Below are 11,005 nucleotides of genomic sequence, written 5' to 3'. Positions count from 1 at the left end.
GTTTGGAGCTGCGCAGTTCCACCGCGTTACCCCTGGACGACATCACCGGGCCTCGGGGGGGGGGGGGCCCCGGCCCTCACCCCCACACCCCCCACGCCCGCGTACCGCTCCTCCCCCCACCCCCCCCGCCACGCCCCCCACCCCACCCCCCGACAACCCACCCCCCGCAACCGCTCGCCATGCACCGGACACCGCGCCCGCCGGCCCGTCCCTGGAGGAGGCGCTGGCCGCCGTCGCGACGCGACTGACAGCGGCCGCCGCTGCGCCCTCGAACCGGAACGGAGCCGTGGACCCGACCGGGGCCCGAAACGAGGACGAGGCCGGTGCCGGCACCGGGGGCGGGCCGGCGGACGCGGTCACGGCCCAGGCCTCGTCCGCGGAGGGCCTGCTGTCCCTGACGGGCGAGCGGACGCGGCCATCGCAACTCGATGGGCTCGACCCGGACCAGCGGCTCGCCGCCGCGCATCCGGGCGGCCCGCTGCTGGTGCTCGCCGGTCCCGGCACCGGCAAGACCCGCACGCTGGTGCACGCGATCGCCCACCGGGTCGCCGATCTCGGCGTGCCCGCCGCGCACTGCCTGGCGTTGACCTTCACCCGCCGGGCCGCCGGCGAGCTCACCGAACGGCTCGACGCGATGCTCGGCGAGCGGGCCCGGGACGTGCTCGCGACGACGTTCCACGGCCTCGGGCTGACGATCATCCGGGAGCAGCACGAGCGCCTCGCCCGCGGCGCCCGGGTGCGGGTCGCCGACGAGGCCGTCCGGGCCGAGCTGCTCGATGCCGCCCTGCACGGCGTGGGCGACGCCCAGCAGCGCCGGAAGGTGACGGCCGGGGTCTCCGAGCTCAAGCGGCTGCGCGCGCTCGGCGCGGCGCGCCGCGACCACGACCTCGTCGGCGTGCTCGCCCGCTACGACGCCGAGCTGCGCGAACGGGACATGGTCGACCTCGACGACCTCGTCGTGCTGCCGCTGACGCTGCTGCGCGACGCGCCCGAGCTCGCCGAGCACTACCGCCGCCGCTGGCCGCACGTGTGGGTCGACGAGTACCAGGACACCGACGAGCTGCAGTACCGGCTGCTGGCGCTGCTGTGCACGCCGGAGTCGAACCTGAGCGTCATCGGCGACCCGGATCAGGCGATCTACAGTTTCCGCGGCGCGGACGTCGGGTTCTTCCTGCGCTTCCACGAGGACTACCCGGGGGCCCGCACCGTCGCGTTGACCCGTGGCTACCGCTCGACGCCCACGATCGTCCGCGTCGCACTCGACGTGATCGCGTCGGCCAGCCTCGTTCCCGGCCGGGCACTGAGCGCCGTGCGGGGCGCCACCGGCGACGGACCGGTGCTGCTGCGCCGGCACCGCAGTGACGCCGAGGAGGCGATCGCCGTCGTCGACAGCATCGACGCCGCCCTCGGCGGAACCTCGTTCCACGCCCTGGACTCGGGCGTCGATGGATCCGTGGACGCCGGGATGTCATTCGCCGACATCGCCGTGCTCTACCGGACGACCCGGCAGGCGGAGCCGATCATGGAGGCGCTGGCGAAGCGCGGGTTTCCGTTCCAACGGCGGTCCCACCTGCCGCTCGCGGACGCTCCGGCCGTCGCCGGCCTACTCGCCATGCTCGGTGCCGGTGCCGGTGCCGGTGCCGGTGCCGGTGCTGCCGGGCGGCCGGTGTCGGCGCTGTTGCGGGACGCGGCCGGACGGGCGCACGAGCTGGCGGACGCCCTGGGCACCGAGCTGGGGGCGACCCCGCCGGCGGGCTTCGGGGGCTTCCCGGGTGGGCGGGTTCCCTCGGAGGCCGAGCTGCGGCTCGCGATGGAGCTGCTGGCGCCCGCGGCGGCGTCGGCCGGCACGGACCTCGACGCGTTCCTCACGGCGGTGACGATGGCCAGCGAGGTCGACGGGTTCGACCCGCGCGCCGACCGGGTCTCGCTGCTCACCCTGCACGCGAGCAAGGGCCTGGAGTTCGCTCTGGTCTTCCTGGTCGGCTGCGAGGACGGGCTGCTGCCGATGCGGTTCGGCCCGGCTGGCCGGGCCGAACCGGGGCAGGTGCGGGCCGAGGCCGAGGCGGTGGCCGAGGAGCGGCGGCTGTTCTTCGTCGGCATCACCCGGGCCCGCGATCGGCTGGTCCTGTCCTCGGCGGCCCGTCGGCGCGGGGCCGGCGGGGACGGCGAGTCCAGGCCGTCACCCTTCCTCGCCGACATCGGCGCGGGGTTGGTGACGACGGGTGATGGGGGCCTGCCGGGCCCCCGTCGGCGGGTCCGCCAGCCGGTCGTCGGCCAGCAGCTGCGTCTCGTCTGAGACCTCCGGCGGCCCGGGGATCAGCGCTTGCGCAGCACCATCGCGAGGTTCCAGGTGATGATCTCGCGGGCGCCGGGCACCTTAAGGATCACCTTGGCCCAGTCCGGCAGGTAGCGGGGCATCGCGTCGACGATCTCCACGTCGCCGCGGCGCCGCGCCCAGGACAGGGTGTCGGCCACGGACACGGGGAACAGCGTCCGGCCGTAGATGTTCTTCGGGGCCCTGCCCTTGCGCCGCTCGAAGCGGGCCGCCGCCCGGTCGCCGCCGAGGTAGTGCCAGGGAGCGGTCTCGTGGCCGCCCCAGGGCGAGAGCCAGTTGGTGTAGCTGAGGAAGATCAGCCCGCCGGGGCGGGTGACCCGGACCAGCTCGGAGCACATCCGCCACGGGTCGGGGACGTGCTCGAGCACGTTGGACGTGTAGCACAGGTCGATGCTGCCGGTCTGGAACGGCAGGTCGAGCGCGCTGCCCCGGACCCGTCCCGGCACGTCGATGCTGGCGGCCTCCATCTCGGAGACGTCCGGCTCGACCCACAGGTACCGGGCGCCGGCATCGAGGAAGGCCGAGCGGAAGTAGCCCGGCCCGCCGCCGACGTCCAGCACGAGCTGGTCGGCCAGGGGGGTGTACCGCTGGAGCTGGCGGACCGAGTCCGCGGCGATCAGCGAATAGAACCCCGCCGGGTCGACGGGCTCCTTGCGGTGCGCGAGGAACAGGGTCTTCGAGCGGGTCAGGCCCCAGCCGGAGTAGGGCAGGGTGCGCACCGCCTCCGTCTCCTCGCCCGTCGGGCCCGCTGGTTCGCGTGCCGCGGGGTTCGTGGGCTCCTCCGTGGGCTCGGCGGAGGTTGCCGCCCATGCCGCCGTGTCAGACATGGCGGGCACGATAACACCCCCCGCTGGTCAGGCTCGCCCGGCCGGCTGGCGGGGACGCCGCCCACGGATCATTGGCCGCTGGCGGTATGCCGGCTGCGGAGTAACTCCGCGGACATCCCCTGGACAGTGGGCGGAGGTACCACTCGGCCAGGTTGGCCCTATTGTGGCCGATTTTCCGAATCCGACGTCTCGCGCGGTTTATCCTCCTCTTGCGCAGGATTTTCTCGGTTCTGTTTGCGCTTCCTCGCTCCCTGGCTCGGTGACGTCGTTTCCGATGATCCAAAGGATTGGTGATGGTAGTCGCGTGCCCGCATCTCCGACAAACCTGGCAATCTAGACACAGCAGACGAGCTGCGACGCCCCTGCCGGGTGACTGCCTCCACAGAGGCACACCAGCCGCGCATCGTGCGCTCCGGCCGGCCCGGCGGCGGGTATGACACGGACCGTTGAAAGCCTGGGAAGGCCCGGGCCCCTGCCGGCCAACCTATTCTCGCCGGCCTGGCGCCCCATCCTGGACCAGCCGCTGGGGATACTGACGGAGCTCGACCGAATGCGCCGCGGCGCGCCCTTTTACGACGCGACGGTGGACGAGATCAATGGCCGTCGCGTACGCATCGGCAGCCATTGGCTCACCGATTTTGCCTCCTGCAACTATCTCGGTCTCGATCTCGACCGCGAGATCATTGCCGCCGTCCCCGACTACCTGGACCGGTGGGGTACTCATCCCAGCTGGTCCCGGCTCATCGCCAGCCCGGAACCCTACGGCACCATCGAGCGGACCCTCGCCCGCCTCCTCGGCGCCGAGGACGCGCTGCTGCTGCCGACCATCACCCACATCCAGCTCTCCGTGCTGCCCGCGCTGGTCGGCCGGGGCGCGTTGTTCGTCGAGACCCACGCCCACCGCACCGCCCACGACGGCGCTGCGATGACCGCCGCGCGCGGCGCAACCGTGCGGCGCTTCACCGTCGACCGGCTCGACCGGCTCGAGCAGCGCCTGCGGGTCGCGCCGTTCCCCAGGCTGATCTGCGTCGATGGGATCCACAGCATGACGGGCAACGGCCCGCCACTGGCCGAGCTGCTCGCCGTCGCCCGCGCCCACGACGCGCTGCTCTACGTCGACGACGCGCACGGCTTCGGTATCGTCGGCGAACGCCACCCCGACGAGTCCAGCCCGTACGGCGACCGCGGCAACGGCATCGTGCGCCATCTCGGCGAGACCTACGACAACCTGATCCTCGTCGGCGGGTTCTCGAAGGCGTACTCGTCCCTGCTCGCCTTCGTTGCCTGCCCGACGGAGGTGAAGGACTATCTGAAGACCGCGGCGGGGCCGTACATCTTCTCCGGGCCCTCGCCGGTCGCGTCGCTGGCCACCGCGCTGGTCGGCCTGCAGATCAACGAACGGCGCGGCGACGAGCTGCGGGCCCGGCTGCACGGGCTGACGGCCACCGTCCTCGACGGCCTGCGCCGCCTCGGCGTCGGCACGCTCAACACGAGCGGCTTCCCGATCATCGAGATCCCGTTGACGGACACCGGCCGGGCCGACGAACTCGGCCGTTTCCTGTTCGACCGCGGGGTGTTCGCGTCGGTGGTGCCCTTCCCGGTCGTCCCCCGCGACCAGGTCGGGGTGCGCATCCAGGTCACGGCCGCCAATACCGCGCAGGAGATCGACGAGCTGCTCTCGGTTCTCGAGGCCGCCGCGGCCCGCTTCCCGCTGATGGCGCCCGCCCAGCCACCGCCGACCGTCCCACCGCCGACCGTCCCACCGCCGACCGTTCCAGCGCCGACCGTCCCACCGCCGACCATCCCACCGCCGACCGGCCGGCATCCGACCGGCCGGGATCCGGTGAGCTGAGCCCCTGCGCGCGGGGGAGCGCGCGGGCCGCGGCCGTCAGCCGGCGGGTGGCGCGAGCCGGCTGACGGGCTGCCGGTCACGGTCGAGGCGGACATCGGCGTCGCGGACCCGGGTCAGCACCGCGAGGTAGTCGCGGCGGGGCACCTCGCGGGCGCCGAGGGAGGCGAGATGCTCGGTCATCATCTGCACGTCGAGCACCGCGCCGCCGGCGGCGGTGAACCGGGCGTCGAAGTCGGCCAGGGCGATCTTGGAGGCGTCCGTGCGCGCGTGGAACATCGACTCGCCGGCGAAGACGCCGCCCACCCCCACCCCGTACACGCCGCCGACGAGCTCGTCCCGCTCGTCCCAGACCTCGACGCTGTGCGCCCAGCCGAGGGCGTGCAGCTCGGTGTAGCCCTCGATCAGTTCGTCGGTGATCCAACCGGAGGTGCCGTCGCGCTGGCAGCCGCGGACCACCTCGACGAACGACGCGTCCACCGTCGTCGTCCACCCGCAGGAGCGCATCCGCTTGCGCAGGGACCGGTTCACCCGGACCCGCCCGGCCGGGATCACCGCGCGCGGGTCCGGGCTCCACCAGGGCAGGTCGTAGCCACCGGTGCCGCTCGGTGACAGGTGCCGGATCCGCCGGGCGTCCACGGCCGCCCGTAACAGCTCACGGAACCCGACCACCTCAGCCTCGGCCTCGTCGCCGTCGGGGTCGCTGCCATCGGAGTCCTCGCCGCTCGGCCAGGGGAAGGCACCCACCCGATACGCGCCGACCAGGGTCGGCGGGTCCAACCGGCCGCCGACCGCGACCGGCGCGCGCCCTGGGCCGCGCAGCAGCGAGACGCCATCCCACACGGTGGGTCCTACCGGGCGCGGCGCCGCGGTCAGTGCCACGAGCCGCCCACCGCCAATCGGGCCCGGGCCTGCGCCGTCCTCAGCACGCCACCCTCCTCAGCACGCCACCCTCCTCAGTCCGGGCGCGCCCGCCCCGGCTCGTTCGATCCGGCCGGCGCCCGGTCCGCCGTCGGCGTCCACGAGGTCATCATCCGCGCCGTCGCGGCCCACGCCGCCGAGCTTCACCCCGTCGTGGTTCACCCCGTCGTGGTTCACCCCGTCCCGGTTCACCCCGTCGTGGTTCACCCCGTCCCGGTTCACCCCGTCGTGGCTCACCCCGTCGCCGGGTTCGCCGCCGGGGTCGCTCCTGTCGAGCGTGCCAGCTGGCAGGAAACTCCGCCGGAGTTGGCCGGTAACGGTCTCGGATGGGGCGGGCTCGCCGAGGTAGAAGCCCTGGGCGAGATCGCAGCCGACGTCACGCAGCATCTGGACCGCCGCCGCGGTTTCCACGCCCTCGACAACGATGCGCAGGTCCAGGGCGTGCGCGAGGCTCACCGAGGACCTGACGATGGCCTCTGCCCGGGGGTCGTTCGCCATCTGTTGAATGAAGGACTTGTCGAGCTTCAGGACGTTGACCGGAAGTTCGAGCAGCCTGGTCAGCGATGAGTAGCCGGTGCCGTAGTCGTCGACGGCGATGCCGATGCCGAGTGCCCGCAACTCGCCGAGCACCGTCGCCGAGACCACCTGGTCGAGCATCAGGGTCGTCTCGGTGATTTCCAGTTCGAGGGCGGTCGGGCTCAGACCGAACCCGGCGAGGATTCCGCTGACCTGGGCGGGCAGGCTTCGGTCCAGCAGGTCCGAGGCGGACAGGTTCACCGCGACGGTGACCGCCAGGCCGGCGGCGTGCCATCGCCGGCACTGTTCGAGGGCGCTCTGCAGCACCTCGATCGTCAGCAGCCGGATGAAGCCGGCCTGCTCGGCCAGGGGCAGGAACTCGCCGGGTCCGAGCAGCCCGCGGGTCGGGTGGCGCCACCGGGCGAGCGCCTCGACGGCATTCGCCCGGCCGGTGACCAGATCAACCTTGATCTGGTAATGGACCTCGATCTGCCCGGTGCCCAGCGCGGACCGCAGCGATTCGATCATGTCCAGGCGGGCGAGGCTGTCCGTGTCGGAGCCGGGCCGGTAGATCTCCACGCCGGTGCGGTGCGTCTTCGCGGCGTACATCGCGATGTCGGCGCGGCGCAGCAGCGTCTGGGTGTCGGGCGCATGGTCGGGGAACACCGCGGCCCCGATGCTGGCGTCGACGTGCAGGGTCACCCCGGCTACCTCGAACGGTTCCGACAGCACGGCCAGTACCCGGTGGGCGACGCGGTGGGCGGCGTCGGCGTCGGCGTTCTCCAGCAGCACGGCGAACTCGTCGCCGCCGAGGCGGGCATGCAGGTCGCCCGGGCGCAGGGCGTCGGCGATGCGTGAGCCGACCTGGGTCAGCAGGGCGTCGCCCGCCTGGTGCCCGAGCGAATCGTTGATCACCTTGAACCGGTCGAGGTCGAGCAGCAGCAGGGCGAACGTCCCCGGCCGGCCGACGCCCTGTCCGACGCGGGCCAGGCGTTCCAGGAAGCCGCGGCGGTTGGCGAGCCCGGTGAGATCATCGGTGTTGGCCAGCACCCGGCTGTCCGCGAGCTGCTGAACCTCGATGAACGTCAGCGCCGCGCGGGCCAGCGCGGCCAGGACGGTGCTCGCCGCGAGCCCCACCGTGAGTGGCGGGAGTTCGGTCGTGGCGCCCAGCACGAGCAGCCCCAGCGAGACCGCCGTGAACACCAGCGGTACGGCGATCACGCCCCAGCCGGACATCGTCGCCGCCGGCTGCCAGCGCGGGCGCAGCCAGGCCGCCAACGATGGCATCAGGGCCGAGAACAGCCACAGGGTGGGCAGCACGCCGCTGGCGAGCGTCCAGCCGGTCGTGACGAACACCACGAGCAGCGAGTCGGCGGTCGCGAACCCGGCCAGCCCCGCGCCCAGCAGCCACCACATCCGGCCCGGCCGCCAGCCGAGCAGGCCGAACACGGTCGCCACCAACAGGATCAGCAGGAGGTCGGCGAGCGGGTAGGTGACGTTCACCGCCATCGTCCACGCGCTGTACTCCGGGTTCGCCCGCGCGATCGCCACCCCGATCGCGCTGGTCAGCGCCGCCACCCCGAGGACCCCGACGAACGCGTCGAGCCACACGCTGTGGTGCAGCCGGACCAGCCGCCGGCGCAGCAGCAGGATCACGGCGAGGTAGCAGGCCGGGTAGAACAGTAGCCAGGCTACGTCCGACAGCGACGGCGCGACGCCGCTGTCGCCGACGGCGGCGGCATGGTAGATCGTCCCGCAGCCGTAGCAGACCAGTCCGGCTCCGAGCAGGGCCCAGGGCAGGCGTTCCCCGCGGACCAGAGCCGCCCGGGTGACGCAGATCAGACCGGACAGGACCGCGATGCCGAATCTCATCGCACTGGCCCTGGAGCTGAAACCCGGTATGTCCACGAACGAGGTCACGGCCAGCACGAGCGTGGCCAGGATCAGCAGTAGCTGCATGATCCGGACTAGCCGGAACCGCCGGGGCGGTGGTGGTGAGGTGGTCAATCCGGTGATCCCCCGTACGCCCAGTGGGTGCCGCCGACCTGGCCGCGACCAGTCGAGGGGTCGACAACCGAACAGGCCATGTCCCGCATTGTCGTACATGCTGGTCTAGCGATCTTGCGGGTGGTAAGTCCACCGGGAGCTGGCGTGATCAATGTGGGCCGCTCGGGCCCCTGAGCGGGGCGCGAGGCTTCCCGAGCCCACCCTCCGTATACGGAATGCTTTCGCCGCGGCCGCGGTGTCGGCTCGCCCACGGGCCGGTCTCCGGCGGCGGCGGTGCCGCGCGAGGGCAGCGCGTTCCTCCCGGCAGCCCGATCAGAGCCGGACGGTGCGCGTGAGGGTGGTTGGCAATGCTTTTACGGGATTTCTCGGGCCGCCCGGTGATGCGGCCGTCGCGCTTCTCTCTACTTGGTCGAGTGCGTTCCCGCTCGCGTTTCTGGCGCCCGGGTGAGGTTTTCCCGGACTCGTTGACGAAGTGTACGAATCCTTTCCGCGTGGTGGAGCGAGCTCGCCGTGAGGAAGTTCTCGCGGCTGTGGGCGTGGTTGACAGGCGTGCGTGTGCGGAACGTGCGGGCTGGGAGTCGGCACCGGTGCGGCGCCTCGATGGGGACGTCGGGGTGGGGACCCTCGCCGCGCCCAGGGAGCCTCGCGGGCGTTGCGCAGGGCTCATCCAGCGGGGCGCTGGAGCGAGTTCGACGGGTGGCGAGCCGGTCGGCCAGGACAGATCGGTGGCCGGATGCCCGGACAGCCGTGCGCCGGTCGGGAAACGGACATTCTGGGAGGCCGATGCCGATTCCGCTGGTTCAGCCCGACGGACCGATCCCGGTGACTATCCTGAATGTGCTGGAGGGGGATGGGTCGAGAGAACGGGGTCGACGTGTCTGCCGACAAGCATCCAGGCTGGTCGCCGAGCACACTCAGGCGTTTTCGTGAAGCGCACGGCCTGACCCAGGATGGTCTCGCCGACCGGCTGCGTGGACTGCCGCGCGAAGATGGATTCCGGCCGCCGTCGGCGACCGCGGAAATGGTCCGTCGACACGAACTCGGTAAGGTGTTTCCCGGCGTTGCCTACCGGCGTTTCTACTGTCGGCTGTTCGGGGTCACCGAACCGGAGCTCGGTTTTCGCCCGCCGCTGCCAGGTGAGTTGTCCGACATCGGCCGCACCGGCGGGTCCCCGCCCCGGCCGGACTCTGACGGTCGGGCGGACCATCCGCCGGGACCATCCGCAACCGCGGACGCTGAAAGCCCGCCGTCGGCTCTCCCCGGGGGATTCGCCCTTTCCTTCCAGAACCTTCGGCCCGGTGCCGCCGCGTGGACCCGGCGCAGCAGCGAGGCGCTCGCCGCCCATCTGATCGGCGCGGAGCGGCGCGCCCGTGTGACGCACGTGGGCCCCGGGCCCGCGCCGCCGTGGCCCACGCGGGCCCGCGTTCCCGGCCAGGCCCGGCCGCCCGACGGCGAGCCGGATGCCTGGGACGCCGCGCGTCTTGCTCATGAGTGGCTCCTGATGGAGCCGCCTCAGATCGCCGAGCTGGTCGCCGGCCGGCATGTCGGCGCCGCGCTGGCCGAAAGGGTGCAGGGCCGGGTCAGCCAGTTCCGCCGCCTGGACGACCACATCGGCGGGCACGACCTCGTCGGCCTTGTCGAGCGGGAGCTGTTCGCCACGGCGACCATGGTGCGTGAGGCGAGCTATGACGCGGCGGTTGGCCGCCGGTTGCTGTCCGCGCTGGCCCAGCTCTGTCAGCTCGCCGGCTGGGTCGCCGCGGACGCTGGGCGGGACGCGGCCGCGGGCCGCTTCCTCACCGGCGGGATTCGGGCGGCCCACGCGGGCGGTGATGCCGCCCTGGCCGCGAACCTGATCTCCACGCGTGCCTACCAGCTGGCGAGCAACGGCGATGTCCGGCAGGCCGTGCTACTCGCCCAGACGGCCTGTGCCGGCGCGGGCGCGGCGGCGTCGGCTACCACGCAGGCGATGCTCGCGGACCGGCTCGCCTGGGCCTATGCCCGATCCGGCGACCGGCGGGCCTGCGAGCGGGCGCTGGCCAGCGTCGAGCGGGTGTTCGACCGCACCGATCCGGACGCCGACCCCGACTGGGTCTACTGGCTGGACAGCCGGGAGATCGACGTGATGGCCGGCCGGTGCTGGACGGAGCTGTCTCGCCCGGATCGCGCCGAGCAGCGACTGCGTCGCGGTCTGACCGGTTACGACCCGCTGCGGGCCCGGGAGATCTCCCTCTATGAGACCTGGCTCGCCGAGGTCCACCTGCTACGCGGTGAGGTGGAGGCGGCCTGCGCGGCGGCCACTCACGCCGTGCGCCTCGACGTCCGGGTGAACTCCGCCCGGACCGCCGAACGCCTGCGGACGCTGGCCAGCCGGCTTGCCGGCTACCGCTCGGTGCCTGCGGCCCGGGAGTTCGCCGAGGTGTACCGGACGCTGCGCGCGGCCGTGCCCGACGCGGGCCGGGCGCCCACCGACCCCGGCCCCCGCCGCCGGCCCGCGCCGAGCGCTGCGGCGGGTGATCCAGCTCTGACAGCTCGCCTCGCACGGTCGGTGAC

The 11,005-nt window shown here is 72.8% G+C and carries 5 protein-coding genes and 1 pseudogene; 3 read left to right on the top strand and 3 right to left on the bottom strand.

Annotated features, from left to right (window positions below):
* Nucleotides 1–187: 187 nt before the first annotated feature.
* Nucleotides 188–2,296 (top strand): annotated as a pseudogene (locus MXD58_RS10935) (ATP-dependent helicase); the annotation flags it as partial.
* Between the two features lie 20 nt (nucleotides 2,297–2,316).
* Here MXD58_RS10935 and MXD58_RS10930 read toward each other — a convergent pair.
* On the bottom strand, nucleotides 2,317–3,054 hold the full coding sequence (locus MXD58_RS10930) for a class I SAM-dependent methyltransferase (protein ID WP_248836849.1): 738 nt from the start codon (nucleotides 3,052–3,054) through the stop codon (nucleotides 2,317–2,319).
* A gap of 691 nt (nucleotides 3,055–3,745) precedes the next feature.
* Between MXD58_RS10930 and MXD58_RS10925 the strand changes: the two genes are divergently transcribed.
* Nucleotides 3,746–5,014, top strand: a complete 1,269-nt coding sequence (locus MXD58_RS10925) for an aminotransferase class I/II-fold pyridoxal phosphate-dependent enzyme (protein WP_248836755.1) — start codon at nucleotides 3,746–3,748, stop codon at nucleotides 5,012–5,014.
* A gap of 36 nt (nucleotides 5,015–5,050) precedes the next feature.
* Here the strand turns inward: MXD58_RS10925 and aat are convergent, their stop codons facing one another.
* Both aat and MXD58_RS10915 read right to left on the bottom strand, forming a co-directional pair.
* Nucleotides 5,051–5,893, bottom strand: coding sequence for a leucyl/phenylalanyl-tRNA--protein transferase (aat, locus tag MXD58_RS10920; protein WP_248836754.1), 843 nt, complete (start codon nucleotides 5,891–5,893; stop codon nucleotides 5,051–5,053).
* A 57-nt stretch (nucleotides 5,894–5,950) separates the two neighbouring features.
* On the bottom strand, nucleotides 5,951–8,407 hold the full coding sequence (locus MXD58_RS10915; protein ID WP_248836753.1) for a putative bifunctional diguanylate cyclase/phosphodiesterase: 2,457 nt from the start codon (nucleotides 8,405–8,407) through the stop codon (nucleotides 5,951–5,953).
* Nucleotides 8,408–9,956: 1,549 nt separating this feature from the next.
* On the opposite strand from MXD58_RS10915, the gene MXD58_RS10910 reads away from it, so the two are divergent.
* Nucleotides 9,957–11,005, top strand: a 1,049-nt coding sequence (locus MXD58_RS10910) for an NsdA family TPR-like regulatory protein (RefSeq protein ID WP_250609279.1), incomplete at its 3' end; no start/stop codon positions are given.

Origin of the sequence: Frankia sp. AgKG'84/4 (assembly GCF_023242965.2) — a bacterium.
Classification (GTDB): Bacteria; Actinomycetota; Actinomycetes; order Frankiales; family Frankiaceae; genus Frankia.
The sequence above is the reverse complement of the archived record's forward strand: the minus strand, read 5'-3'. Positions and strand labels throughout refer to the sequence as shown.